This window comes from Rhodococcus sp. LB1 (assembly GCF_001583455.1).
GTDB lineage: Bacteria > Actinomycetota > Actinomycetes > Mycobacteriales > Mycobacteriaceae > Rhodococcus_F > Rhodococcus_F opacus.
This window is the reverse complement of sequence record NZ_LTCZ01000168.1, coordinates 1-25,629: the sequence shown is the minus strand read 5'-3', so window position 1 is coordinate 25,629 and position 25,629 is coordinate 1. Positions and strand designations below refer to the sequence as shown.

Below are 25,629 nucleotides of genomic sequence, written 5' to 3'. Positions count from 1 at the left end.
GGGCTGGGATCCCAGCCCGGGGCCTCGGTGTGCGCCAGAATCGTGTTCGCGCTCTGCGAGTACGCCCGATGATCGTTGCCGGGACGGTGCGTCACCTCGTGGGTGAGCAGACCGTTGTATTGCGGGACCAGATCACCCAGCGAGCCAACCACTTCCGCTGCAGCGGTGCGGTCGGGTACGTCGTGGACGACGACGTAGCCGTCCTCCTCCAGCCGGGACCGGTCGAGACGGCCTTCCACCGTTCCCACACCCGCAGAAACGACATGACAATTCGGCGACATCCATTCCTCCATTCCGAAAACCCGACTGGGATATGTACCCCGTGATGCCGGTCGTTCGAGACCGGGATCGTCGTGATCGGTTTCAAGAATGTGGTCGTGCCGCCACGCACACCAGGCACCCTAGGGGAGCCAAAACGTCACCCGGAACGAACTGCCGGGGCTGTAACGACAGAGTGCATCTTCCGGTGTACGCCCCTTGTGTGGGCCGCCCTTGGTGTCCGATCTGTTAAAGATTGATTGCATCCGGAGCCCCGGCCCGCACAGCGGACCATTGCGTTTGATTTCCGTTCACGCCCTCGCCACAGTCTTCACACCCCCCACCAAGGGCCACAGCAGTCTCGCTCCAACATGCAGACCGAGTACTCGGTCTGTCACACTCATCTCTCCGCCCACGCCGCTGCGTGGGTGCTGAAGGAGGACCCATGACCACGACAGGCGAAGCAGTACCCGTCGCCGCCGTCATCTCCCCACCGACCGAGAAAGCCACGCCGAAACTCGTCGGGTCCATGGCGCTGGCCCAGTTCGGTCTGTCCATCGCACTGCTCACCCCAGTGACCGCGAGCCTGACGATCAAGGTGCAATCGCTCGTCGGCACGGACAACGTGATCGCCGTGTTCGGTGCGGTCAGCAGCATCGGCGCCCTCGCCGCGTTTCTGGCGAATCCCATCTTCGGCCGGATCAGCGACCGGACGACCGGGCGGTTCGGCCGCCGCCGGCCCTGGCTTCTCATAGGGATCGTCGGCCTCGCCGTGAGCGAACTCATCCTTGCTCTCGTGCCCAGCATCATCGGAATCGCGATTGCCTGGTTCGCGGCGCAGGCGTTCGCCAACGCGGCGCAGGCCGCGCTGATGGCATCCATCGCCGACCAGATACCACCGCAACAGCGCGGCAGGGTGAGCGGTCTCATCGGTGTCATGCAGCAGAGCAGCAAGCTCGGTGCCGCCTACGCGGCCCAGTTCCTGGTGGCGAACATGCTGCTGATGTTCCTGATACCGGCCGTGATCGGCGTCGTGTTCCTCCTGCCGTTCCTCCTCCTGCTGCCCGACAAGCCGCTTCTCGAGCGCCCACCGAGCGAAGGTTTCCGTGCGGTACTGAAGACGTTCTGGCTCTCGCCGCGTCGCTACCCCGACTTCGCCTACGCCTGGTCGTCACGCTTCATGATCACGATGGCGTTGTACCTGTTCATGACGTACCGCCTGCTGTATATGCAGCACGAGCTGGGGCTGTCGATCGCCCGAGCGACCGCGGTGATGGCCACCGGTGTGCTGCTCTACACCATCACGCTCGCGGCGGCGGGGCAGGTCGCCGGCTGGCTCTCGGACAGGGTGGGCAGACGCAAGCCGTTCGTCATCACCGCGTGCCTGATCTTCGGCATCGGGTTGGTGATGCTCACCCAAGCCCACACCGCTGCTGGTTTCTACGTTGCCGAAGTGGTGCTCGGGCTCGGTTTCGGCATCTACATGGGTGTCGACCTCGCGCTGGTCATCGACGTCCTGCCCGGACTCGACGACTCGGCGAAGAACCTGGGTGTGCTCAACATGGCCAACGTCCTGCCGCAGACCCTCGCTCCCGGAATCGGCGCCTTGCTGATCGGGATCGGCGGGCACAACTACGACCTGTTGTTGAGCACTGCCGCCGCCGCCTGCGCGGTGGGTGCGCTCCTCATTCTCCCGATCAGAAAGGTGCGCTAGGCGATGGTGAACACTCGGAATCCGCTTGCCGACGACGCTTCCACGAGCACCCGCCACGATCTGGAGACGCGAATCGACAAGGCGATCGCGACTCTGGATCTCGGGTCCAAGGTCCGGTTGCTGACGGGCGCAACGAACTTCACCCTGTACCCGGACCCGACGGTAGAACTCGCCGAGGTCGTACTCTCCGACGGGCCGACCGGCGTACGCGGCGAGCGCTTCACCGGCGGGCGCATCGCCTGCCTGCTACCCAACGCCACCTTGCTTGCCCAGCAATGGGACACAGCGGTCGCGGAGGACGTCGGGGCGCTGCTCGCCGAGGAGGCGGGCGCGCAGCACGTCCATGTCGTGCTCGGCCCGACGGTCAATCTGCATCGCACCCCCCTGGCCGGACGACTGTTCGAGTCGTTCAGCGAGGACCCGTTGCTGACCGGGGCGCTCGCCTCGGCATACATCAAAGGACTGCAGGACAACGGCATCGGGGCAACTCTGAAACATTTCGTTGCCAACGAGTCGGAGACCGACCGCAAGACCGTGAACTCCGTCGTGGACGAGCGGACCTTGCGCGAGGTGTATCTCCTGCCGTTCGAGATGGCGGTCGCCGACGCGAACCCCTGGGCGATCATGGCCGCCTACAACGACATCAACGGCGTTCCCGCCACCGCGAACACCGCGCTCATCGAGGGAGTTCTGAAGGGCGAGTGGGGATACGACGGGCTGGTCATGTCCGACTGGTACGCCACCGGCTCGACCGCCGACAGCGCCAACGCCGGACTGGACCTCTCGATGCCAGGCCCCGCGGGTCCGTGGGGTGACGCCCTCGTCGCCGCAGTCCGAGCCGGCGAAGTGGCGGAGACGACGGTCGACGAGCACGTGCGCCGGCTACTGAGATTGGCAGGGCGGGTCGGCGCGCTCGGCTCGGAGCGGGAGTGGCTGTCCACTGTGCCCGCACCTGACAGTCCAAGCCGGCGCGAGGCTCTCCGGAATCTGGCCGCCCGTGGTATGACCGTGCTCGTCAACCGACAGTCGACCCTCCCGCTGACGACCGAGGGCACCGTCGCACTCATCGGACGGCACGCGACGGAAACCGTTGTGCAGGGCGCCGGTTCGTCGCAGGTGCGGCCACCCCATGCGATCAGCATCGCGGACGGCATCGTGGAGGCTCTCGGCGCGGCCCGGGTATCCGTCGTCGACGGAGTCGAGATCAGCACGGATCCGCTGGCCGCCGCCCAGCACTCCCTGCGCGACCCGGAGACGGGCGAGTTCGGTATGCGCGTCACCACTCGCGACGCCCGGGGCGAGGTGATCGAGTCGCGGTACGTCGACTGGAGCGAGGTCTCCCTGCGGGAGAGCCCGTGGTTGAAGTCGGCCGCCACAATCGAACTCACCGCCGAGGTCGTCGTGGAGCAGGCGACGCGTATGCAAGTCGGCGTGCGCGGCCGTGGGGACTGGGCATTCGCGGCGCCGGGCCACTTCGAACGGGTTCACCTGGACCGCGTCGACGACGCAGGTGAAGTGTTGCGACTGCCGTACCGCACCGTGGTCCTCGATCTGGAACCTGGCGCGACGATCACCGCGGTCGCGACGGCCGCACCGGGCGGACCGGTCCTCGGACTGGCTGCTCGCGTGGCGACGAAACCTCCCGCGGTTGCGATCAGCGCCGCCACGCGGGCAGCGCGCAACGCCGATGTCGCGGTGGTGGTTGTCGGACTCACCCCGGAGCAGGAGACCGAGGAGGTCGACAAGATCACCCTCGCCCTTCCCGGAGAGCAGGACGCCCTGGTCGCCGCGGTCGCGGCCGTGGCGCAACACACCGTTGTCGTGGTCAACGCGGCGACACCGGTGCTGATGCCGTGGCTGGATCGGGTGGACGCAGTGCTGTGGGCCGGGCTGCCCGGCCAGGAGGCGGGGGCTGCGGTGGCAGCGGTCCTGACCGGCGAGGTGGAACCCGCCGGTCGACTCGTCACCACCTTCCCGGCACGGGACGGGGACGGCCCGGCCTGGTCGCCGGTACCGGTGCACGGCGAACTGCCGTACAGCGAGGGCAGCGCCGTGGGGTACCGCGGCTGGCAGGCCGAGCCCTTGTTCTGGTTCGGACACGGACTGGGCTACACGGAATGGGCTTACGGCGAAGCGAATTTGACCGTCGACGATGCGATTCGCGCGGTGACGGTGGAGGTGACCAATGCCGGCTCCCGAGCCGGACATGAGGTCGTCCAGGCGTACTGGCGACCGGACGGTGATCCCGTGCGGCTCATCGGATGGGCCGGCGTCGACGTCGAGCCAGGACAGGCCGTCTCGGTCGAAGTACCCATCGATGGGCGGGTACTGCGTCGGTGGCACCGAGGTGGGTGGCAGCCGTTACCGCTCACCGGCGAAGTGCTGATCGCTCGTGGCCTCGGCGACATCCGGGTCACCCTGCCCGTAGCCGGACAACGATAGGGAGCGTACATGTCCTTTCCACCCAGTTATCACACAGCGCGCGCGAAGTCGCAGCGTGAGTTGTCCGGCGAGGTGTCGCGGGCCAAGGCAGTGCGCACGGCACTGGAACTCTTTGCCACCTCGGGCTTCAAGGGCACGTCGATCGCGAAGGTGGCGGCGGAGAGCGGGCTGTCTCAATCCGGTCTGCTGCATCACTTTCCGAGCAAGGTGGCGCTGCTCTCGGCCGTCCTCGAGGAGCGCGACGCCGAGGACGGCGTGTTCCTCACCAACGAGGACGGCGAGGCGCCGCTGGGCTGGGACGCGTTCGACGCGCTCGAGGCGTTGGTGGCGCGCAACTCGACGCGACCGCAGCTGGTCGGCCTCTTCGTCCGACTGTCCGCGGAGGCGGTAGAGGTGGGGCATCCCGCTCACACGTGGATCAAGGATCACTACGCCGGAATGGAGGCGTGGCTGACGGATGCCGTCCGTGTCGGCCAGGCCCGCGGTGACATTCGAGCCGACGCCCCAGGCCTCGTCCTGGCTCACCGCACGATCGCACTGGTGGACGGGCTGCAACAGCAGTGGCTGCTGCATCCAGGCCGGGTGTCCATGGTCGAGGAGTTCGGTGCGTACATGGCCGAACTCCACGCCCGCTGGGGTACCGCGCCCGAGCGAGAAGGGTAGCTGTGGCAACGACCGAGCCGGAAGGCGAATCATTACTGCGGAAGGTGCGGAGAATCCTGGACGCCTTCGACACCGGCGCGCCGGTGCTCGGACTGTCGGAACTGGCGCGACGGACCCAGCTCGCCAAGACGACAGTCCATCGGGTAGCCACGGAAATGGTCGAGGTCGGTCTGCTGAACCGGCACGGCCGCCGTTACGAGCTGGGATCGTTGCTCTTCGAGCTCGGCCAGCGCGTACCGCGGACCAGAGACCTGCGACTGATCGCGGCGCGCTACCTCGAGGACCTGGCGCTCACCACCCGGGAGACGGTGGTGCTCGCCTTTCCCGGCGATCAGGCGGTCCTCTTCGCCGAGAAGTACTTCAGTCAGCGTGGGGGCGGTGTCACCTTCACCCAGGTCGAGGGCCGGGTTCCATTCCACTGCGGGGCATCCGGTAAGGCGCTGCTCGCCTTCGGTGACGCGGCGATCCGCGAGCGTGTCATGGCGTCGACACTGCCGCGCCGTACCCGGTGGACCATCGCGGATCCGGCACGGCTGACCGCCGAGCTGGACCAGGTGCGGCGGCAAGGCTTTGCCGTGGATCGGCAGGAACTCGTCGTCGGCTACGGGGCCGTCGCGGCACCGGTCCTCTCGCACGGTGTCGCCGTGGCGACGTTGACCGTGGTCGGTCCGATCGACCGCATACAAGTCTCGCGTCTCGCTCCCGTGGTCACAGCGGCAGCTGCCGCTCTCACCCGGGATTTCGAACATGTAAACAACTGACCGTCGCTGACTTTTCGGTCCGAGCACCGGACCGATCGCATTCTCTCGAGTGAATCCGTCGTGAACACTCCGTGCAGCTGAACCACAGCCACCGATCTCGACAACGGCCCATGGAGGACCCCTATGACAGGAACGCAGCGTACGCCGCGTCAGGTACGCACGGCGGCGATCGCGAGCCTGGTCGGCAGCGCATTGGAGTGGTACGACTTCTTCCTCTACGGCACCGCTGCGGCGCTCGTCTTCAACACACTGTTCTTCCCCACTTTCGATCCCTTGGTCGGCACGATCGCCGCCTTCGGAACGAACGCGGCAGGGTTTCTCGCCAGACCGTTGGGTGGCGTGATCTTCGGTCATTTCGGCGACCGGGTCGGCCGAAAATCGATGCTGGTGGTCACTCTGATGATCATGGGAGTGGCGACATTCCTGATCGGCGTCCTGCCGACCTACCATTCCATCGGAGTGTGGGCGGCGGTACTGCTGATAGTGCTGCGCATCGTGCAGGGCATCGCCGTGGGCGGAGAGTGGGGCGGCGGCGTACTCATCGTCAGCGAGCAGGCTCCGAGCCACCGCCGCGGTTTCTACTCGGCGTGGAGCCAGACGGGCGTCGGGCTGGGGTTCGTGCTCTCCGCGTCGGTGTACGCATTGGTCCAGACGACGACCACCACGGAAGCCTTCCTCGCGTGGGGATGGCGGATCCCCTTCCTGGCCGGCATCGTGCTCACCGCCGTGGGTCTGCTGATCCGGCTCCGGGTCATGGAGACACCGGTGGCCCGGCAGAGCGCTGCGGCCACCAAGCCCGCGAGGCCGCCGATTCTCGAGGTGCTCCGCAGCCACCGGAAGTCGGTTCTGATCACGTTCGGTGCGCGCATCGCAGAGAACGGCGCGATGTATGTATTCCTCACATTCAGTCTTGCCTACGCGGCCAAGATCGGGCTGGACAGCGGGCTCGTCCTGGCCGCAGTCGTAGTGGGGATGTTGATCGAGTCGTTCGCGATGCCTGCGTGGGGAGCGCTGTCCGACCGTGTCGGACGCCGTCCGGTGTATCTGGGTGGCGCGATCGCGATGATCGCCTGGGCCTACCCGTTCTTCGCGCTGTTCGATTCGGGCAATCCGGTACTGGTATTCCTGGCTGTGCTCGTGGCGGTCGTGATCTGCCACGGGGCGATGATCGGCACCCAACCGGCATTCTTCACCGAGCTGTTCGACAGCCGCGTGCGCTACAGCGGAGTCGCCCTGGGACATGAGCTCGCGTCGGTTGTCGCCGGCGGGTTCTCCCCCATCATCGCAACTGCCCTGTTCGCGTGGGCAGGAGCATCGTGGCCGATCGCCCTGTTCCTGATCGGCATGGGTGTCATCACCGTCGTGTCCGTCGCGGCCGCGCCCGAGACCAACGCGAAAGACATCGACGAGCACGACCGTGCAGACACAGCAGAGGCCGACACCGAGGTCCGGACGGGCTGATCTGCCCTCGGACCATTCTCACCAGGAATCACCACACCACTCGCCCGCACCGGCACACCATCCTCGAAAGGAGGCCGAAGAAGCATGCCCATCACCAGTGCCGTCTCACCGTCACCAGAGCGCCTGGCACACGAAGTGCTGACCCGCTACCTGGAACTCTGCGACGTCCCCCGACCACCGGCCGTGACCGGTCGGCTCGACGACCTGTTCACGCCGGACGCCGTGTGGGAGGGCGTCGGTCCTCTCTACACCGAAAAGTTCGGACAGACGACGGGCGCCGAGGCGATCGCGACGATGCTCTCTGCCCACTTACCCCCGCACGGGAACTTCCTGTCCAACGTCCACCTGCTTCACCAGGGCACGACGACCCTCGACGGCGACGAGGTCGACGGCAGGTGGCTGATGCAGCAGTTGTCCCGGTTCCATTCCGGTGCAACCGAACTCGTCGTGGCCAGGCTCAACGTGACCTTCCGGATCGACGGCAGCAGAGCCCGGATCTCCCGGTTCCGCACCGAACGTGTCTTCGACACCGACCTGGCACCGGCGACGGCCGCCCACGTCCAGGAGGCGACCACGCGATGACCGCGCAGGACGGCCGAACGATGCTCCTCACCTGCTACCGGGACATCCGCTACTACGGCTGGTACCACGTGGACCTGTTTCTGCACGACCGCGAAGGCCGAGAACTGAACTGGGTCCATTGGGGAACTCCCGAGGAAGGCCCCGACGGCGCGGACGCCGCGTGCGCGTCCGTCGAACCCACGTTGCGCCGAATCACCGAGTGGCAGCACGGCATCCGGGCCGACGGCAGTGACTACTGGAGCGCCCGAGCCGAATGGGACGAACGCCCCGAACCTGACAACTCAGAGGAAGTTACGACATGAACACACCAACCTCGATTGACCCCAGTGGCACCGACATCGCCGGGCTCGTGCACAGCGACCGCGTGGATGTCTCCCTCTACACCGACCCCGAACTGTTCGAACTCGAGATGGATCGCATCTTCAACCGAACCTGGGTGTGGGTGGCCCACGAGAGCGAGATCCCCGATGCCGGTGACTTCAAGACCGCGATGGTCGGCAGGCAGCCGGTAATCGTCACGCGCGACCGCCGCGGCGGAATCAACGTGCTGCTGAACCGTTGCCGACACCGCGGCGCGAGTCTGTGCGAGGTCCCTCGGGGCAACGCCAACGGATTCACGTGCCCGTACCACGCGTGGTCGTACGCACTGGACGGGAAGCTGCGCGGCATCCCGTACCCGGACGGCTACGAGGAAGTTCTGGAGAAGAAGGACTTTCCACTGCACCGACTACAGGTGGACAGCTATGCGGGCATGATTTTCGCGAGCTTCAACCACGACGTGGAACCCCTGGCAGAGTTTCTGGGACCGGCCAAGCAGTGGATCGACCTGTTCACGAAGCAGGGGGCCGGGTATCCGATCAAGGTGCAGGGCGAGCACAAGTTCCGGTTCAACGGCAACTGGAAGATCCAGCTCGAGAACACCACCGACGGGTATCACTTCCCGATCGTGCACCGGTCCTGGATGTCCTCGGTGGACGAGGAAACCGCCGACATGCTGTCTTTCATGACCGACGACAAGGCGCTCACACATTCGCTCGGCAACGGACACAGCGTCATGATCATGGTGCCCGAGCATGTCGACCTCGACGAGGACGACGGCACCGAACAACTGCAGGAACGCTTCGGCCACATCGTCGAGGAACTGTCGAAGGAGTTCGAACCGGCGAAGGTGCGGCGAATCGTGCGCTCGATGCACGGCGCCGGGTTCAATCTGAACCTGTTTCCGAACGTGGCGATGTCGATGTCGTTCTTCCGTGTGCTGCAACCGGTCTCGGTGACCGAGACCGAAATTCGACACCTGGCGCTCGGTTTGGACGGTGCACCGGAGGTCGTCAACCGTGAGCGGCTGCGAATCCACGAGCACTTCCAGGGCCCGTTCGGGTTCGGCACCACTGACGACTCCGAGGCCTGGGACCGAGTCCAGCGCGGCGCCGCCGCCGGACCGGGACTGCCGATCATGGTGAACCGCGGGCTGGGGCGGGAGCAGGACGAATTGAAGGGTCGCGTCTCACACGCCACCGACGAGACCGGCATGCGCGAGGCGTACACGATGTGGAAGGCGATGATGACCGATGTCCGTTGAAACCTATGAGGCCGTGCAACTCTCCGATCCGCGGATCGCTCCGGCGATCGAACTGATCTGGCGCGAAGCGCACCTGCTGGACCGCAAGGAGTACCGGGAGTGGGACCGGTTGTGGGCGCCCGGCAGCCGGTATGTGATCCCCATCGATCCGGACACCGAGGACTTCGCGTCCGCGCTGAACATGGTCTACGACGACGACCGCATGCGGAGGATGCGGATCGAGCGGCTGACGTCCGGTTATTCGATCTCGGCGACCGCCGCCGCGCGAACGGTGCGGACACTCTCCCGGTTCGTGGTCCAGCACCGCGACGACGAGACCGTCGAATTGAGTTCGGCACAGGTGCTGGTGGGCTACCGGCGGGAGGAGACATTCGTGCTCGGCGCGGACGTGACCCACCGCATCCGGGTCGACGGGGTCGAGCCACTCATCGAGGAGAAGGTCGTCCGGCTGATCAACTCTACGGGCGCCGTGAACGCGTCCGGATTCCTGCTGTAGGAGAGCGACGATGATCACAGTGACGGTTACCGACATCACGACCGAAACCGCTTCGGTCAAGCGTTTTTCATTGCGTCGCAGCAACGGCGCTCCCTTCGCGTCATACGCGGCGGGAGCCCACGTGGACGTCACGGGCCCGGGCGGAATCACGCGCCAGTACTCACTGTGCGGCCCACCCCATCGCACCGACAGCTATCAGATCGCGGTCAAGCGGGAGGACTGCTCCCGCGGCGGGTCCGCGGCACTGCACGACCAGGTTGCAGTGGGCGACGAACTCACGATCAGCGAACCGCGGAACCTGTTCGCCCTCGCCCCGGAAGCCGACACCCACGTCCTGGTGGCGGCCGGCATCGGTATCACCCCTCTCCTGAGCATGGCCTACCAGCTGTCTACCGACGGCGTGCCGTACCGGTTGCATTACTTCGCATCCCGGCGGGAGCAAGCGGCGTTCGTTCGGGTACTCGAGGATGAGGGGTTCGCCTCCTCGGTCGAGTTCCATTTCGGAATCGACCGAAGCGAGCAGCCCGACGTCCTCGAGTCGATTCTCGCCGGTGCCGAACCCGGAGCACACGTCTACTCCTGCGGTCCAAAGGAGTTCATGCAGCGTGTCGTCGAGGTGGCCACCCGATCGCTGCCGGACGATCAGGTCCACATCGAGCACTTCCAGCCTCTCGAGCCGACCACGCACGAAGGCGGCGAGTTCGAAGTCGAACTCGACACCGGTGAGGTGTTCGCCATCCCGTCCGGGCGAAGCATCGTCGAGGTCCTCGGAGACGCGGGCATCGACGTCGACACGTCGTGCCGGGAGGGCATCTGCGGTACCTGCGTGCTGACCGTGCTCGACGGTGTGCCGGACCACCGCGACAACTGCCTGACTCGCAAAGAGAAAGAGTCCGGCGACCAGATCGCCACCTGCGTGTCGCGGGCGAAGACCGCACGGTTGGTACTGGAACTATGACGACCGCCCACCGACGGATTCCGAGGAGAGCCCCGATGGACACCAGCCTGTCCGCTCTCACTACGAGCGTGACTTCTGACGAATTGCGCCCGAGCGAGGTGGTGGCCGATGCACTCGAGCGGGTCGACCGCACGGAACCCGATATCCGGGCCTGGGTCCGCGTCGACCGAGCACGGGCGCTGGAGGCCGCCCGGCGCCTCGACAGTACGGTTCGAAAAAGTCCTCTCCATGGAATTCCTTTCGGAGTCAAGGACATCATCGACGTGCGCGGCCTCCCCACCGAATGCGGATCACCGTTGCGGCGAGGCCGGGTGGCCGACGACGACGCGCCCCTCGTCGCCCGACTCCGGGAACTCGGAGCGATCCCGCTGGGCAAGACGGTCACCACCGAATTCGCCTACTTCGCCCCCGGACCCACGCGGAACCCGAACCGGCTCTCGCACACCCCGGGCGGCTCGTCGAGTGGATCCGCGGCCGCGGTCGCAGCCGGCGTGGTCCCCCTGGCCCTCGGCAGCCAGACCGCCGGTTCGCTGACCCGGCCCGCCTCCTATTGCGGCGTCGCGGGACTGGTCGCTCCGGTCGGCGGACCGCTCGACACCACCGGATTCGCCGGCCTGTCCCACACCCTCGACGCGGCCGGGATTCTCACCCGCAGTGTCACGGACGTCCGACTCGCCTACCTGGCATTGACGGGCTCCGACCGGCTCGCCGATCCGGTACGGAATCTGGAGCGTCCCCGACTCGCGGCGTGGTCCGGCATCGAACTCGTCGACATCTCCGACGACATGCAGACGGCGGTGAGACACACCGTCGAGGCGGCCGTCGCCGAAGGCGCCGAACTCGTCGACTTCGACTGGCCTGCACTGACACCTCGCCTCGTCGAAGCACACGGCACGGTCATGGCGTACGAGGCAAGCCGCGCACTGGCGTCCGAAGGACGGCATCCGACACAACTGAGCGCACCGCTCAACGATCTCCTCACGCAGGGCCGGAGTATCACCGACCGCGACTACCAGGATGCTCTCGCCGTGGCTGGACGGGCACGATCGGCGATACTGACCTTGCTCACGGACGTCGACGCCATCATCGGCCCCGCCGCACCCGGCGCGGCACCCGAAGGACTGTCCGCTACCGGGTCTCCCATTCTGAGCCGACCCTGGCAACTGCTGGGGCTTCCTGCCCTGACGGTCCCCGGTCGCCTCGACGGGCAGGGCATGCCGCTCGGCATCCAGCTCATCGGGCACCCGAGTCGCGTGGAGCGACTCTTGGCCCTCGGGAGCGGCATCGAAGAGACCGGTCGTCGCGGTCACGAGGTGACATCCGCGACTTGATCCGCCAAGTCGGCCTCGACGACTGCCCCCGACTACCCCGCCTGTTCACCCACCGCCGAGGCCGACCACGGCGATCATCAAGGGCAGGAAGACGATGATCAGGATCGCGCCGACGATGTCGAAGGTTATTCCGCTTCGGATCATCGTGGTGATCCGGACGGCTCCGGAGCCGTAGACCACGGCGTTCTGCGGCGTCGAGACCGGCAGCATGAAGCCGAACGAGGCGGCGAACGTGGCCGCGAGCGCAGGCACGAAGGGGTTGACCCCGGCCGCCAACGCCACCGGGATCACGATCGGCACCACGACCGCCGCCGACGCCGTGTTGCTCGTCGTCTCCGATACTGCGATGGCCAGCAGCACCGCGAACGCGGTGATGGCGACGACGCTCGTCAGGCCCAGTGAGTCCGCGACGGAGGTGCCGATCGTCTCGGCCAGTCCGGTGTCGGCGAGCAGTGCGCCGAAGATGATGCCGCTGCCGAACAGCACGATCGTGCCCCAGTCGATCTCTGCTGCGTCCCGCCAGGTCAGCGTGAACTCCCGATTCTCCCAATCGGTCGGCAGAAGGTAGAGCAACGCCGCCCCGAAGACCGCGACCATGCCCTCGTCGAGTCGGTCGCTGATCGTGCCGTAGAGATCCGAGTCGTTGCCGGCGATCACCGCGACGACACCGGGCAGGATCCACAGCGTCACCGTGACTCCGAACGCGATGAGCGTGTTCTTCTCCGCACGCGACAGGGGACCCATCTCTGCCCGCTGCTCCGCCAGGTAGTCGGCGACGCCTTCGATGCGCCGGATCTCCGGTTTGTTGATGCGCAGCAGGATGATGGCGAGCGCGATGAACATCAGCAGGCAGATCGGGATGGCCATCGCCATCCATTGCCCGAAGCTGATCCGCTCCCCCGTGGCCTCCTCGATGAGCCCGCGTCCGATGAGGTTGGGTGGGCTCCCGACCGGTGTCAGCAGGCCGCCCACGCTTGCGCTGTACGCGAGCATCAGCATGATCGCGGCACCCACCCGGAGACGCAACGGGTCGAAGTCCTCGGCGACGACGCCGCGGCGCTGCATGAGTTTCGCGATGACGCCGAGGATGCCCAGGGCGGTGGGCAGCAGCATGGCCACGGTCGCGGTGTTGGATACGAACGCCGAGAGCCCGCACGTGATCGCGCCGAACGCGACGATCACGCCGGTGGTGGACTGGCCGACACGCGGCAGGGTCAGGATCCGAAACGCGAAGCGCCGTGCGACGCCGTGTTTGAGCATCGCCTGGGCGAGGATGAACGCTCCGATGAACGTGAAGATCGTCGACGACCCGAACGCGGCGAGAACTTCGTCGGCCGGCGCCACGCCCAGAAACACCACGATCGCCACCCCGAGCAGCCCGCCGATCGGGATCGGCACCGCCTCGGTCACCCACAGCACGATGACGCCGAGCAGCACGCCGGCCAATGTCTGCTGGTTGGGCGGTATGTCGATCGGCAGGGCGAGGAAGACGATCGTGATCAGCGGCGCCAGAAACAGCCCGATGGTACGGCGCCCCTTCTCGAACCGCTCCTCCGCGGGTGAGAGCTGCTGTTCACCGAGACTGCGATAGGTGGCGTGCCCGAGCAGCGCCTTGTCGACGTCGGTGCGGTGACCCTCGTTCTCGGCTGTCATGGTCCCTCCCCTGCTACACGGTTCGGTACGGAAGTAGTACCCATGAACGAGCGGGCTAGTCGTTTCACGGCATGTTTTCTCCCGGATGGGCGCAAACGACGCCTAGGCCGTCACCTTGTTTCTGGGAACGATCAGCACGGGCACCGGAGCGTGACGCAGAATCTTCGAGGCGGCCGAGCCGAGGAATACGTGGGCCGCGGGTCCGGCCGCGCCCGAACCCAGCGCCAGCATGTCGCCGGCTTCCCAGGAGACGGCCTCCACCGCTTCGCGCCAGTCGTGGCCGCTGCCGACCACGACATCCACGTCGGAAACCGGGATTCGGGCGCGAACTGCATTGAGTTGCTTGACGATATCGTCGCGCGTCCGGCGTGCCCACTGTTGTACGACGAGGTCCTCCGTCGATCGCTCGATCGCGCCGCCGAACATCGTCATCGGCCGCACCGTGAACGACACGATCCGCAGCTGCACCGGCCACTGCCTGGCCAGTTCGGCGGTGGCAGCAACGAGGCCGTTGACGTCGGCCTCGCCTCCGTACGCGACCGTGATCCGCCGGATGGACTCCGGCACCGGCGGGTAGCCGCGCGGAGCGATCGCGACGGGCACTGCCGCGGTGTGGACCAGCCGTTCGGTGACGCTGCCCAGCGTCACCCTGCCCAGCAACCCGGACGACGACGACCCGACAACGACGAGACGCGCGTCGTGGGCGGTGACGAGTTCGATCAACCCTGTTGGAATGGAATCGGATTGGTGGACGAGGCGGGGAATGTCCAGGCCCCCGGGCAGCTGGCCGACCACCCTGTCCAGTGCCTGCGAAGCCTGCTCGGTGACGTAGCCCAGGTATTCGCGTTCGATGGGGTCGTCCTTCGCCGGCCACGGCCGTTCCACGATCGCCGCGGCCACAACCTTGTCGCCGGTCCAGCGTGATATCTGTACCGCCAGGTTGAGGGGTGCGGTGCCCTGACGGCTCGAGCTGAAGCCGGCGATGATCGTCATCGGGGGGCTCTCCCTGCGGCGACCGGGGTGACGACGACGTGCGTCACTGGCACGCTGTGCTCGGCGCGTGCGCGGTCCACGACGTCGAAGCGGTGCCACACCGACTCTTCGGGTGGCAGTGTCGAGATGACGATCTGATCCGGACGGAACGAGTCGACGGCGGCGGCCAGCGCCCGCAGCGGCCGGTAGTCGCCCAACTCGCCGTCGGCTTCGAGGTTCTCCGCGCGAAGTGTCGCCAGTGTGTCGTCCAACCGCTGTTGTGCGACCTCTCGGGTCGCTTCCGCGACGTCGAGTGGACCGTGGGTGGCGGCAGTTCCGGTCTCGATCGGACTGGCCGGCACGACCACGAAGTAGGTGGCATCCCGATCCGCGTCGATGCGACGAAGCTCGTCGAGCATTTCCTTGGACTGCACGGTCTGGTTCGCGAGCACCAGCACGCGGTGCGGTCGTGTCGTCGCCGCGACCCCTTCCACGACGGGTCGCCGGCCCACGAACCACTTGTTGGCGAGGAAGAGCACGATGACGACGGCCCACGACAACAGGCTCAGCATCAGTTGCGACCGCACGTCGTCCTGCAGATACATCTGCACCAGGATCCCCACGATCGCGGCCGCGGTGATGATCGACAACACCGGGAACAGCCACATCTTGACCCGAAGCTCCGAGTCCGGGGTGCGGTACCGCAGCACGATCTGGGAGACGGCGATGAGCAGGTACACGAACAGGATGACCGCACCGCTGGAGTTCAGTAGGAAAACGAAGACGGTGTCCGGTGAGACGGCCGCGGCGATGACACACAGAAAACCGACCACCGAGGACGCGAGGATCGCAATGGCAGGCACCCCTCGACGCGTCACCCTGACCAGCTGTGCGGGTGCCTCCCGGCGCGCAGCGAGCACGAACAACATGCGGGAGGCGGTGTACATCCCCGAGTTGAGACAGCTCAGCACCGCCGTCAACACCACGGCGTTCATGATGTGGTCGGCGTACGGAATACCCATTTCGGTGAACGCGGCGACGAAGGGGGACGCGGCCGCATCCTCGTCGTTCCACGGCAGGATCGTCGCCAGCAGGAACGTCGAGCCGACGAAGAATACGGCGATCCGCACGATCACCGAGTTCGCGGCCTTGGTCACCGCCCGCTCCGGATCCGCCGACTCCGCGGCGGCGATCGTCGCGATTTCGGCGCCGACCATGGAGAAGATCACCGTGACCACACCGACGGTAATGGCCATGGCGCCGAATGGCAGGAACCCGTCATGGCTCCACAGGTTCGAGAAATCGAGCGATTTGTTCGGCCACACCCCCAACACGAACAGCGCGCCCAGCCCGATGAACACCACGATCGCGGCCACCTTGATGCCGGCGAACCAGAATTCGAACTCGCCGAACGACGACACCGAGAACAGATTCGTTGCCGTCATCAGAATCATCAGAACCAACGCCGACAACCACAACGGGATGTCGATCCAGTACTGGATGATCGTCGCGCCGGCGATCGCCTCGAAACCGACGACGATCACCCAGAAGTACCAGTACAACCAGCCGACGGAGAAGCCGGCCCAGTTGCCCAACGCGGCGCGGGCATAATCGGCGAACGATCCGGTCGACGGGTTGGCCACCGCCATCTCGGCCAGCATCCGCATGACCATGATGATCAGGACCCCGGCAAGCCCATAGGTAATGAAGGCCCCCGGACCGGTGTCGCCGATGACGACGCCCGAGCCGACGAACAGGCCTGCGCCGATCACCCCGCCGATCGCAATCATCGTCAGCTGCCGCTGGCTCAGCGCCTTCTTCAAGGTGGGTGTTGCACTCATTGCATCCCTCCGATACTCGACGCACCGGCTACTCGCTCTGGGGCGAGACCGGCTGTCGGATTCCGTGGGATGTACTCGGCTGGGCACGCGACCAGAGGGAATGAGCCGCAGGGCTTGAATCTCAATCGTAAGCCGCAGCGTCCGTCCGGCGAGCGGGATCGGACAGGTGGATCCAGGTGCGCGCTGCGCGTGAGCTCACCGGAACGTCCGCCCGGGCAGGCGACAGCGCCCCCAGAAGTGCGCACAATAGAAGGGTGCAACCGGCGCGCCCTCTCCACGGAACGAAGTAGAGCAGCCGCAGAAGGAGTTCACGATGAATTCGAAGAAGACCGTGGCGGGAGCCGTGATCGCCGGTGCGTTGGGCTTCAGCGCACTGGGGCTCGGCGCCGGCACGGCAAATGCTGATCCGTGGCCACAATCGATTCCCGGTATCTCGGTACCCGACGTGGTTCCGCCACCTGGACAGCTGGGACACCTGCCGTTCATCCCACCGCCGGGCCAATTGGGGCAGCTGCCGTTCGTGCCGCCACCCGGCCACTGGGACAAGCCGTGGAAATGGTTCCCCTGAGCCGGTCGGGCGCGCTCGGGCATTGACCAACTCAGACCGGTTGCCACGTAGCCGATCAGCGGGAGAGCGTGTAATGACGCGTCGTGGTGCCGTCACTCTGGTTCAGCTTGCCGTGAAGCGTGAGTACGTCGAGGTGGGCGCTGATCTCCATGACGGCGGACAGTTGGTGCTCGGGTGGCAGTTCGTCGAGTTGCCGTCTTCGGCGGGTCCATGGCATGGACGTGGCCACTTGGTAGGCAGTGGTCGCCCCGGCGGCGATGTGCTCACAAACTTCGTCGAGCCGCTCACGGCGGTGGTGGAGAAGTTCGTCGACTCGATCGTGGGTGCTGGAGGTGGCGGGGCCATGAGAAGGCAGTAGTGCGGTATCGGGAAGACCTCGAACGAGTTCGAGGGACCGGAGATAGGAACGCAAGGCATACGGTTCGGGTGCCCATTCGAAACCGATCGACGGCGTGATGCGCGGCAGAATGTCAGCCGAGAAGCCGACCGGCCTGCTCGACCATTTTCGCGAAGCCGTCGGATTCGCCTCGGAAGAAGCCAGGCACGTCCGTTCCACTGACGGCGGCCGCGGCCTTCATCCGGTGGAGCTCCGCCCGCCCGGCCGACCCCGAACTAGTGACGAGTCTGCCGTCAGCGCGTGCGGGGCGGGGAGGCAATCGGCGACGATATGTCCACCGTGGCGCACCGCTCGCGAGCTCGGACGTGCCTGACCGGTGGTGCGGAGGTCGGTCCCCGCTAGGCGACCGCGGCGACCTATACGTTCGTGGCGAAGATCGGGCTGGTGGAGACGAACGGGCTGAACTCCATTCGGCGCGTCCTCCATTCGCCTTCGCGCCGGACGAATTCCAGCGCATAGCCACCCGACAACAGTTGGTTGACGCCGTCGTCGGTGAGCCGGAAGTAGAAGACGTCGGTTTTCGCACCCGCGGTGTCACCGTCGATGTCGATTATCGGATTGGTGATGTGGTGGTGGCTTTTTGGCACCTGATCCCATACTTTGTGCACCAGTGCGCGGATTCCGTCGATCCCTTGCCCCTCGCCTCGGGGTAGCACATAGTCCGCGTCGTCGGACCAGATGCTCATGAACGTCTCTTCGTCCTGCTTGTCGATGCCGTGGCAGTACTTCGACATCAACATCTTGATTTCTTCGATGTCGATCACCCACTGGATTCTCTCCTGCGGGGTAACTGCTTGTTCTGTCATGTCGCTCCTTCTCTTTGGATTCGTCGGTTCGGGCAACTGCACACAGCACCAACCTGCGCGATCCGCTAGACGGAGGTGGGCACGACGACGAGCGCCCACACGATGAGGGGAGCGAACAGCACGACGATTCCACAGTAGGCAAGCATTTTTCGCTGGAATCGAATCTTGTCCTCGACTTCTGCATTCGCCAGAATCATGACTCCGTGCAGGGAGAAGGGACTCACGTCGACAACAGTCGCCGAGAAGACGATTGCGGCGACGAAGCCCAGGACGCCTACCTCACCGCCGAGAAGCAGCGGCATCGCGAGCGGCAAGGCGATGCCGATCGTCGCCGTCGACGACGCGAACGCCGAGAGGATGCCGACCGCGTAGCAGAGGATCAGCGCAGTGAACAGAGGAGCTACCGCCGCGGAGACGGTGTTGCCCAGGAAGTCCAAAGTTCCATTCTGGGTCAGAACTGTCATGTAAGTGAGCATTCCGCAGACCAGGACCACCGCCGGCCACGCCACGTTGTCCACGATCTTCGGGTGCGACTTGGGCGCCATCAGCAGCAACGCGGCACTCACACAGATTGCACTGACACCGATGTCGATTCCGAACCCGACCGAACCCACGGCCAGGAAGAGGATTCCGGCCAGGGTCGCGCCCTGGTAGCGGTCCAGCCGGGGCCGCGGGGGTGCTGCCTCGACGGCAGTGCCGGTCGCGCTCCGACTCAACACTGCGGTCGAGACACCCGAGCCGTCGGATGCGGGGGACGGGGACGACAGTGTCCCCGCACCGATCCCGCCGATCGGTCCAGCCGAGGCTGTTACGTCGTCGCCGCGGCGTCCGCCGCGAATGAGGTCACGACCGAAGACCAGGAAGAGCACCACACCGATCGCCAGATTCAGCACGAACGGCACCAGGAAGATGACGCCCGGATTTGTCGGCAGGCCAGCGGATTTCATGATTCCGGTGACGAGCGCGCCATACAGATTGATCGGAGAGAATACACAGGCCAATCCCCCGTGCGTGATCATCATGCCCATCAGGAAGGGATTGATGCGGTTTCTGGCGGCAAGGGGCATCGCGATCGGGGCGAGCATTCCCACCGCCAGGACGGCCCCCATCGACATGAGCAGACCGGACAGTGCGAACAGCATCCACACGATGGCCCAGCGTCTGCCGCGGACGAGGTGCAGACATCTGTCCATGATGTAGTCGAGGGTGCCGTTTGCCTTCGCGATCGCAAACAGGAGGGTGATGCCGCCGACGATGAGGAAGGCTCCCGCGGGGAAGGCGTCGACCACGTCCTCGATAGGGATGTCGGAAACCCAGGCACCCACGATGAATGCCGCGGCGAACGCGAGGATGCCCATGTTGACCGGCGTGACGGTGGCGACCGTGAAGATCGCCGCCAGGACGAGAACGGAAATTGCGTAGATCATACCCAGTCCTTCCAGGACCATGTGGTGGAGCACCAAGCGCGCATCAAGAAATCGTGTTCTACAGCAAGGCTTCTCGGTGGAGAAACGTGTGTTTCGGCAGGCCCGCGGACACGGTGCCAGCGCTCCGTTGCGCGCCTCGCTGCCGCCGAATGGTGCCGGCGTCGGCTACCGTGAAACCAGGGCCTTGGCCAGCTCGACGCCGCCGTTGGCGTCGTCCCAGATCACGGCCGCCAGTTCGTCCCCGGTCGGAAAGTTGCCCTGAGATGCAAGCCCGTCGCCCTTGGCGATGATCTGCTCCTTGGTCATGGGGTGTTGCGCCGTGCCGACGCTGTCGACCACTGTCGCCGACCTGGTGCTGCCGTCGGTGAAACGCATGCGCACGCCGGTCGCGAAGTGCTGTGGGTAGTACTTCTCCTCGAGGTCGGGATCGACTTCGAACCGGACCTTGCCGGCGATACGCAGGATTCGTTCGTCGTCGAGGAAGGCCTCGCCGTAGGCGTCGTATCGGGTGGGTCCGTAGGCGAGCGTGGCTCCGACGATGTACGGGCAGCTGTACTGTGCCGTCATCGTGGACTCGGCCTTGGTCATGTGCTGGTCGGCGATGAGCTGGGGCCCGGTGACGAGAACCTCCTCGATGCCGTCGGTGGAGGCGCTGAAGTCGTCGGTCACCTCCCGCAGGGCGTCGATCGTCGAGTGGAACAGCCGGCAGCACGAATAGGGCTTGAAGCTGATTAGGTGAATCTGCAGTTTTTCGTCCGGCGTGACGTCGCGTAGCGGCCCGCCGAAGCTGGCGGCGGCGCCGTAGGTTCCCTCGACCGACAGCTGCGGTGCCGTCACATCGGGCAGCATCGCGAAGTCTGCTGCGAGAACACCGTTGCGGGCGCCCAGTCCGGCGTGCACGCGTTTCACCTCGCCCCCGGTCGGCTCGACCGAGAACTGCATGGAACCGCTGGCTTGGGAGAGGGCATGACCCCAGGCGGTCACGAGGACGCCGGGATCGACGGGCTGCTTGTTCCGGTATGCCCGAAGGCTCAACACCGCCGCCGCAGCACCGAACGATCCGAAGACGGAGGTGGGGTGGAATCCGCGGTGAACCGTCTCCAACCCGCCGGCAGTCGTGCCGATCAGCGCCATGGCTTCGTAGCCGGCGGCGACTGCGCGGAACAGTTCCGACTGCGACGCGTTCGTCTCCGCGGCGACGGCAAGCGCTGCCGGAATGATCACGCAACCCGGGTGGCTCGTCGTCACGTCATGCGTGTCGTCGAGTTCGTAGCTGTGCCCCGCGGTGCCGTGGACCAGAGCAGCGGTGGACGCCTCGGTGGTCCAGTCACCGCCGAGCACGACACTGTTCCCGGTGCCCGCAAACCTGCGCGACCACTCGGCGATCTGCTTGGCCGCGGGACGGGTGCTCCCCCACAGCGAGACGACGAAACCGTCGAGGAACAACCGTCGGACCGCTTCGACGTCCTCTTCAGTCAATGGCGAGTTCGCCACGTGGGCGACGTGATCCGCCAGTCGCGCTGTGAGACCGGCGAATCCGGACTCATTCTTGGTCGTGTTCATTACTCTCTCTCACTACTACGCCCCCGAGACGAAGAATTGGCTGGCGCGGCGTCGTCACTTGTAGCCGCCTTCGACATTGCCGAGCCGTTCCCAGTCGTCCGGGTCGTGCAACACCCAGATCTCGGCCTGCAGGCTCGCACTGATCTGCTTGATCCGCTGGATGGATTGCACGGTCTGAATCGCATTGACGTCCACCGGGCACGGGCATTCCGATTCCAGACCGGAGCGGAGATGAACCGAGTCGCCGGTGATCAGGAACGACCGCGACGGGAGCTTGACCAACAGGCTGACCTCGCCGGGGGTATGCCCCGGAGTTTGGTAGATGACGAGGCTTCCGTCGCCGAACAGGTCGTAGTCCTCACGCAGCGGATTCCACTTGAACGACCGTGTCAGCTCGAGATCCTGCGTCCGGTAGAAGCCGCGGTAGGGCGGGTCCGGCCAGAATGCGTAGCGCAGATCCACTTCCGACATGTAGAACTCGGCCTCCGGGAAGAGGTACATGCCTCCGGTGTGGTCGAAGTGGGAGTGGGAGATGACGACGTGAGTGATGTCGGAGAGCTCGAAACCGCACTTCTGGAGCTGCAGTTCCAGGGTGTTCCCCGGCGGGCAGTCGAGGGCGAACACATCGACCAGGTCGCCGTACACCGAGCGGGGGTCGTTCCACGCCTCCGGGGCCAGGCCGGTGTCGAAGAGGACCAGGCCCCGATCGTGCTCGATGAGGAAGGACGGAATCGGGACCGAGAGCGTTCCGTGGTGGCCCATGGTGATCAAGCCACTGTCGAGTGTGATGGATGCTCCGGCCAGGGGCCAGAGTCGATTTGCCGTCATGGACATAACCTTTCGAGGTTGCGGGACAAGAGAGTGGGCGACGGCCATGTCAGCCGAGGGTGTCGGCGACCTCCGCGGAGATGCCGTAGGACTTCAGCTCGACGAACGCGTCGAATCCTTCGAGGCCGGCCTCGCGGCCGATCCCGCTGTGTTTGAATCCACCGAACGGGGCGTGGAAGCCGGCGCTGTTCCCGTTGATCTCGACGGTGCCGGTCTGGATCCGCCGGGCGACCGCGAGTGCGTGGTCAGGATCCGCGCCGTAGACGGCACCGCTGAGCCCGTATGCCGAGTCGTTCGCGACGGCGATCGCCTCTTCCTCGTCGTCGACGACGAGGACGCCCACGACCGGACCGAAGATTTCCTCCTGCGCGATCTTCATGTCGGGGGTGACGTTGGTGAACAGCGTCGGTTCGACGAACATGCCGCGCTGGAACTCGGCGGGGCGGCCACCGCCGACGACGACGGTTGCGCCTTCCTCCCGACCCGCGGCGATGTAGCCTTCGACGCGCTCGCGATGTTGCAGGCTCACGAGGGGGCCGATCTCCGTCGACTCGTCGAAGGGATCACCTACGCGAAGATCCTCGACCATGGCCGCCAGCCGGTCGGTCAGGTCCTTCTCGCGACGCCGCGACACGATGATCCGCGTCTTGTTCGTGCATGCCTGACCGTTGTAACGGAACGACTGCGTCCGGAGGGACTGCACCGCACCATCGAGGTCGGCGTCGTCGAGGACGATCGCGGCGGACTTCCCGCCCAGTTCGAGTGTGTAGCGCCGGAGGTCGTTGCCACACAACGACGCTATGCGTCGGCCGGCGAGGGTCGAACCGGTGAACGACACCTTGTTCACGCCGGGGTGGGTGACGAGGTATTCACTCTCGGCCCGGTCGGCGGTGACGATGCTCATCACGCCGGCCGGGAAGCCCGCGGCCTGAACCATTTCCGCGAGAAGGTAGGAACTCAGCGGAGCCTCGGGGGACGGCTTCAGGATGACAGTGCAGCCTGACAGTAGTGCGGGGACGAGCTTGAGCATCGCGACCGACAGTGGTGCGTTCCACGGCACAACCGCCGCGACCACTCCGATCGGCACACGGGTGACGAGCGCGTTGCCGGTGTTCGAACGGCGCACGGTCCGCCACCGGTACTGCTCGACGAGTTCGAGGTTGGTATCGATCAACGCAATGGCGGCGCCGGACTGGGATGCGACCGTCTGCGTGATCGGACAGCCCATCTCGTCCGTGATCAACGCCGCGATCGATTCGCGATTCTCGGTGATCGTTTTGCCGAATCTGCGGACCACATCCATACGCTCCGACAGGCTCATGCGCGGCCACGGGCCGTGGTCGAAAGCCTCACGCGCAGCACGTACCGCGCGGTCGACGTCCGCCCCCGAACCAGCGGGAATCCGGGCTAGCGCCTGTTCCGTGAACGGCGACACGACTCCAATGGTGTCATCGGTGGCGGGTTCAACCCACTCCCCACCGATGAACAAGCTCGTGTAGTTGCCCTGCCACACCATGACGTAACTCCTGCCAATTGTTGGATTGAAGACGACTGCTCTATCCGCCATGCGGCCTGGCGCAGCTCACCGCCACGTTCTGCCAGTCACCGACGATGAAGAAGGGCCCGGAATTCGTCTGCCGCACTGTGATTCACCTTCGGCCGTCAGATACTTTCGCACGGCGATCAGGTTCAATTCACAAACCCGACCTGTTGTGACCTACGCCTCCACAACTATCGAACGGCTGATCACGACAGTCAATTGGCGATTCGGCAAGGTCCCTTCGCGGGCGTCGAAGTGTGCAGCTCAGAGCATGGCTCGCCGATGGCTGCGGCGTAAATCTACTCTGCGGACGTCCGCGGCACCTGTCTGATCAAGCACCCGAGGAAAGCGGCGACCGTCGGGGCACCCAACATCCGCGTCGTCGTGGCGACGTTGATGCGTCGCACCGCCCAACTCTCGTCCAGCGGCCGCACCAGCATCTCGGAGTCTGTTGCCTGGGCAGCCATTCGCTGCGGGACAACCGTGGCTCCCAGGCCGGCCCGGACCATACCGAGTGCCACCTCACCCGTGCGCACCACATGTCGGAGATCGCGGGCTTCTGCTCCGTGAGCCTGGAAGATCGACACCGTCGTGTGTGTTGCGATCAGCCCCTCGGTGGCAAGTTCGCCGAATCTCACGGAACTCCGATGTGCGAGACGGTGTTCTCGTGGCAGTACGGCAACGAGAGGCTCGCTGCCGAGGAGTTCCATCTCGGCGGCGGCGCACTGCGGTTCGCCGACGCTGGCGAACACACCGATATCGCAGTCCCCGGCTTCGATCTGGCGAATCACTTCGCTGTTGTCCACCTCGCGCAGCGACAGCTCGACGAACGGACGCTCGTTGATGAACATTCGGACCGCCGGCGCCAGGAGATCGATGATCACCGAGTGCGCCGCGGCGACCACCAGTCGATCCTCCACCTGCGCGGTGAGGGTGGTCAGTTCCGAGTGCAGATCGTCGAAGTCGGCGAGCATTTTCTGCGCGTACCGGGCCAGGACCGCACCCGCCTCGGTAGGCGCCACGCCTGTTCGTGCCCGGTGCAGGAGAGGGAGGCCGAACATGGCTTCGAGCGCCTGAATTCGCTTCGTGGCGGTCGACGGGGCGATATGCTCCCGTGCTGCCGCGAGCCCTATCTGACGTTCTTCGACGGCCGAAAGAAAGAGCCTCAGGCTGAAAAGGTCGACCTGCCACTGCATGGTTGGAGCATAGTACCGATCAGTCGGATCACCCGGTCCACGTCATGACAAACGCGCACGCTCGGGAAATCCCCGGTTCGCTCAGGACGAATTCACGTCGTCGAACTCGTCGTGCGGGCGGTCGAGCAGCTGCTTGACCAGTGCGCGCGCCGCGGGGCTCGGGCCTCGCCCGTGTGCGGTGGCGAGGTGGATCCTGCGCACCGCCCACGGCTCGGCGAATTCCATCACCGCGACACGGCTCGTCATTTCGTGACTGAGTAGGCACTCCGGCTGCACAGTGACACCCATACCCGCCTGGACGAGACTGATCGCGACTTCTCCGCTCCGTACGGAGTGCTTGGAATCGAATTGCTCGCCCAGCCGGTTCGCCGCGGCCCGGAACGCGGGGACCATCGCGCGTGCCGCGAACAGGTTTTCGGGCAGCAGCTCCTGAAACGTCACAGCCGACTGCTCGGTGAGCCGGTGGCCCAGCGGCACCACAGCGACCAACCGGTCTCGCCGGTAGGGCGTGACGTCGACGCCGTCGAGATCGAGTTCGTGTGCGGCGGCGAATACCCCGAGGTCCGCTTCGCCGCGCGCGACTTGCTGAA

At 65.6% G+C, this 25,629-nt stretch carries 23 protein-coding genes and 1 pseudogene; 12 read left to right on the top strand and 12 right to left on the bottom strand.

The features are described 5' to 3' along the window. A pseudogene (locus AZG88_RS22780) lies at positions 1-281 on the bottom strand (TauD/TfdA family dioxygenase); the annotation flags it as partial. Between the two features lie 422 nt (positions 282-703). Between AZG88_RS22780 and AZG88_RS22775 the strand changes: the two are divergent. The 11 genes from AZG88_RS22775 (at position 704) to AZG88_RS22725 (ending at position 12,248) form a co-directional block, all read left to right on the top strand. Then, a complete protein-coding gene (locus AZG88_RS22775; RefSeq protein ID WP_061042109.1) occupies positions 704-1,972 on the top strand; it encodes an MFS transporter in 1,269 nt (422 codons plus the stop codon). Positions 1,973-1,975: 3 nt separating this feature from the next. Further along, complete coding sequence (locus tag AZG88_RS22770) at positions 1,976-4,414, top strand: glycoside hydrolase family 3 protein (protein ID WP_063819544.1); 2,439 nt, start codon at positions 1,976-1,978, stop codon at positions 4,412-4,414. A 9-nt stretch (positions 4,415-4,423) separates the two neighbouring features. Next, positions 4,424-5,077: a TetR/AcrR family transcriptional regulator gene (locus tag AZG88_RS22765; RefSeq protein WP_061042110.1), complete on the top strand. Its 654-nt coding sequence runs from the start codon at positions 4,424-4,426 to the stop codon at positions 5,075-5,077. 2 nt (positions 5,078-5,079) lie between these two features. Beyond that, entirely contained in the window at positions 5,080-5,838 is a 759-nt protein-coding gene (locus AZG88_RS22760) for an IclR family transcriptional regulator (protein ID WP_005250468.1), read from the top strand. A gap of 123 nt (positions 5,839-5,961) precedes the next feature. Then, a complete protein-coding gene (locus AZG88_RS22755) occupies positions 5,962-7,299 on the top strand; it encodes an MFS transporter (RefSeq protein ID WP_061042111.1) in 1,338 nt (445 codons plus the stop codon). A gap of 84 nt (positions 7,300-7,383) precedes the next feature. Then, a complete protein-coding gene (locus tag AZG88_RS22750; protein WP_061042112.1) occupies positions 7,384-7,881 on the top strand; it encodes a nuclear transport factor 2 family protein in 498 nt (165 codons plus the stop codon). After that, positions 7,878-8,183, top strand: coding sequence for a hypothetical protein (locus AZG88_RS22745; RefSeq protein ID WP_025433407.1), 306 nt, complete (start codon positions 7,878-7,880; stop codon positions 8,181-8,183). Before AZG88_RS22750 ends, AZG88_RS22745 begins: the two co-directional genes overlap by 4 nt. Next, positions 8,180-9,463, top strand: a complete 1,284-nt coding sequence (locus AZG88_RS22740) for an aromatic ring-hydroxylating oxygenase subunit alpha (protein ID WP_061042113.1) — start codon at positions 8,180-8,182, stop codon at positions 9,461-9,463. The genes AZG88_RS22745 and AZG88_RS22740 overlap by 4 nt, the downstream gene beginning before the upstream one ends. After that, entirely contained in the window at positions 9,453-9,959 is a 507-nt protein-coding gene (locus tag AZG88_RS22735) for an aromatic-ring-hydroxylating dioxygenase subunit beta (protein ID WP_061042114.1), read from the top strand. Before AZG88_RS22740 ends, AZG88_RS22735 begins: the two co-directional genes overlap by 11 nt. A 10-nt stretch (positions 9,960-9,969) precedes the next feature. Then, positions 9,970-10,917 carry a PDR/VanB family oxidoreductase gene (locus AZG88_RS22730; RefSeq protein WP_061042115.1) on the top strand — a complete coding sequence of 316 codons (948 nt, stop codon included), beginning with the start codon at positions 9,970-9,972 and terminating at the stop codon, positions 10,915-10,917. Between the two features lie 35 nt (positions 10,918-10,952). Next, on the top strand, positions 10,953-12,248 hold the full coding sequence (locus AZG88_RS22725; RefSeq protein WP_063819545.1) for an amidase: 1,296 nt from the start codon (positions 10,953-10,955) through the stop codon (positions 12,246-12,248). A 45-nt stretch (positions 12,249-12,293) separates the two neighbouring features. Here the strand turns inward: AZG88_RS22725 and AZG88_RS22720 are convergent, their stop codons facing one another. From AZG88_RS22720 to AZG88_RS22710, 3 genes are all read right to left on the bottom strand, one after another. After that, on the bottom strand, positions 12,294-13,901 hold the full coding sequence (locus tag AZG88_RS22720; protein ID WP_061042116.1) for an SLC13 family permease: 1,608 nt from the start codon (positions 13,899-13,901) through the stop codon (positions 12,294-12,296). A gap of 102 nt (positions 13,902-14,003) precedes the next feature. Beyond that, complete coding sequence (locus AZG88_RS22715; RefSeq protein WP_061042117.1) at positions 14,004-14,894, bottom strand: universal stress protein; 891 nt, start codon at positions 14,892-14,894, stop codon at positions 14,004-14,006. Continuing rightward, positions 14,891-16,714 carry an amino acid permease gene (locus AZG88_RS22710; RefSeq protein ID WP_005250455.1) on the bottom strand — a complete coding sequence of 608 codons (1,824 nt, stop codon included), beginning with the start codon at positions 16,712-16,714 and terminating at the stop codon, positions 14,891-14,893. Before AZG88_RS22710 ends, AZG88_RS22715 begins: the two co-directional genes overlap by 4 nt. Before the next feature lie 313 nt (positions 16,715-17,027). Here AZG88_RS22710 and AZG88_RS22705 point away from each other — a divergent pair, with 313 nt between their 5' ends. Continuing rightward, positions 17,028-17,282, top strand: a complete 255-nt coding sequence (locus AZG88_RS22705; protein WP_061042118.1) for a hypothetical protein — start codon at positions 17,028-17,030, stop codon at positions 17,280-17,282. A 55-nt stretch (positions 17,283-17,337) separates the two neighbouring features. Here the strand turns inward: AZG88_RS22705 and AZG88_RS22700 are convergent, their stop codons facing one another. The 8 genes from AZG88_RS22700 to AZG88_RS22665 form a co-directional block, all read right to left on the bottom strand. Further along, positions 17,338-17,694, bottom strand: a complete 357-nt coding sequence (locus AZG88_RS22700; RefSeq protein WP_061699181.1) for a hypothetical protein — start codon at positions 17,692-17,694, stop codon at positions 17,338-17,340. Between the two features lie 341 nt (positions 17,695-18,035). After that, the gene (locus AZG88_RS22695; protein WP_061042120.1) at positions 18,036-18,485 is read right to left on the bottom strand and encodes a nuclear transport factor 2 family protein; all 450 of its coding nucleotides are present in this window, start codon (positions 18,483-18,485) and stop codon (positions 18,036-18,038) included. 65 nt (positions 18,486-18,550) lie between these two features. Beyond that, entirely contained in the window at positions 18,551-19,912 is a 1,362-nt protein-coding gene (locus AZG88_RS22690) for an SLC13 family permease (RefSeq protein ID WP_061042139.1), read from the bottom strand. A 165-nt stretch (positions 19,913-20,077) separates the two neighbouring features. Then, entirely contained in the window at positions 20,078-21,475 is a 1,398-nt protein-coding gene (locus AZG88_RS22685; protein ID WP_061042121.1) for an MmgE/PrpD family protein, read from the bottom strand. 54 nt (positions 21,476-21,529) lie between these two features. After that, complete coding sequence (locus AZG88_RS22680; protein ID WP_231914138.1) at positions 21,530-22,303, bottom strand: N-acyl homoserine lactonase family protein; 774 nt, start codon at positions 22,301-22,303, stop codon at positions 21,530-21,532. A gap of 49 nt (positions 22,304-22,352) precedes the next feature. Continuing rightward, positions 22,353-23,819 (bottom strand): aldehyde dehydrogenase, encoded by a 1,467-nt coding sequence (locus AZG88_RS22675; protein WP_061042123.1) that lies wholly within the window; start codon positions 23,817-23,819, stop codon positions 22,353-22,355. Positions 23,820-24,142: 323 nt separating this feature from the next. Beyond that, the gene (locus AZG88_RS22670; RefSeq protein ID WP_061042124.1) at positions 24,143-25,039 is read right to left on the bottom strand and encodes a LysR family transcriptional regulator; all 897 of its coding nucleotides are present in this window, start codon (positions 25,037-25,039) and stop codon (positions 24,143-24,145) included. 81 nt (positions 25,040-25,120) lie between these two features. Next, positions 25,121-25,629 (bottom strand): LysR substrate-binding domain-containing protein (locus tag AZG88_RS22665; RefSeq protein ID WP_231914137.1); only part of this gene is annotated, 509 nt, incomplete at its 5' end.

What these genes read in the sequence shown, in the direction of transcription:
- AZG88_RS22775 (WP_061042109.1), top strand. Translation starts at nt 704, where the DNA reads ATGACCACGACAGGCGAAGCAGTACCCGTCGCCGCCGTCATCTCCCCA.
- AZG88_RS22770 (WP_063819544.1), top strand. Translation starts at nt 1,976, where the DNA reads ATGGTGAACACTCGGAATCCGCTTGCCGACGACGCTTCCACGAGCACC.
- AZG88_RS22765 (WP_061042110.1), top strand. Translation starts at nt 4,424, where the DNA reads ATGTCCTTTCCACCCAGTTATCACACAGCGCGCGCGAAGTCGCAGCGT.
- AZG88_RS22755 (WP_061042111.1), top strand. Translation starts at nt 5,962, where the DNA reads ATGACAGGAACGCAGCGTACGCCGCGTCAGGTACGCACGGCGGCGATC.
- AZG88_RS22750 (WP_061042112.1), top strand. Translation starts at nt 7,384, where the DNA reads ATGCCCATCACCAGTGCCGTCTCACCGTCACCAGAGCGCCTGGCACAC.
- AZG88_RS22745 (WP_025433407.1), top strand. Translation starts at nt 7,878, where the DNA reads ATGACCGCGCAGGACGGCCGAACGATGCTCCTCACCTGCTACCGGGAC.
- AZG88_RS22740 (WP_061042113.1), top strand. Translation starts at nt 8,180, where the DNA reads ATGAACACACCAACCTCGATTGACCCCAGTGGCACCGACATCGCCGGG.
- AZG88_RS22735 (WP_061042114.1), top strand. Translation starts at nt 9,453, where the DNA reads ATGTCCGTTGAAACCTATGAGGCCGTGCAACTCTCCGATCCGCGGATC.
- AZG88_RS22730 (WP_061042115.1), top strand. Translation starts at nt 9,970, where the DNA reads ATGATCACAGTGACGGTTACCGACATCACGACCGAAACCGCTTCGGTC.
- AZG88_RS22725 (WP_063819545.1), top strand. Translation starts at nt 10,953, where the DNA reads ATGGACACCAGCCTGTCCGCTCTCACTACGAGCGTGACTTCTGACGAA.
- AZG88_RS22720 (WP_061042116.1), bottom strand. Translation starts at nt 13,901, where the DNA reads ATGACAGCCGAGAACGAGGGTCACCGCACCGACGTCGACAAGGCGCTG.
- AZG88_RS22715 (WP_061042117.1), bottom strand. Translation starts at nt 14,894, where the DNA reads ATGACGATCATCGCCGGCTTCAGCTCGAGCCGTCAGGGCACCGCACCC.
- AZG88_RS22710 (WP_005250455.1), bottom strand. Translation starts at nt 16,714, where the DNA reads ATGAGTGCAACACCCACCTTGAAGAAGGCGCTGAGCCAGCGGCAGCTG.
- AZG88_RS22705 (WP_061042118.1), top strand. Translation starts at nt 17,028, where the DNA reads ATGAATTCGAAGAAGACCGTGGCGGGAGCCGTGATCGCCGGTGCGTTG.
- AZG88_RS22695 (WP_061042120.1), bottom strand. Translation starts at nt 18,485, where the DNA reads ATGACAGAACAAGCAGTTACCCCGCAGGAGAGAATCCAGTGGGTGATC.
- AZG88_RS22690 (WP_061042139.1), bottom strand. Translation starts at nt 19,912, where the DNA reads ATGATCTACGCAATTTCCGTTCTCGTCCTGGCGGCGATCTTCACGGTC.
- AZG88_RS22685 (WP_061042121.1), bottom strand. Translation starts at nt 21,475, where the DNA reads ATGAACACGACCAAGAATGAGTCCGGATTCGCCGGTCTCACAGCGCGA.
- AZG88_RS22680 (WP_231914138.1), bottom strand. Translation starts at nt 22,303, where the DNA reads ATGACGGCAAATCGACTCTGGCCCCTGGCCGGAGCATCCATCACACTC.
- AZG88_RS22675 (WP_061042123.1), bottom strand. Translation starts at nt 23,819, where the DNA reads ATGGTGTGGCAGGGCAACTACACGAGCTTGTTCATCGGTGGGGAGTGG.
- AZG88_RS22670 (WP_061042124.1), bottom strand. Translation starts at nt 25,039, where the DNA reads ATGCAGTGGCAGGTCGACCTTTTCAGCCTGAGGCTCTTTCTTTCGGCC.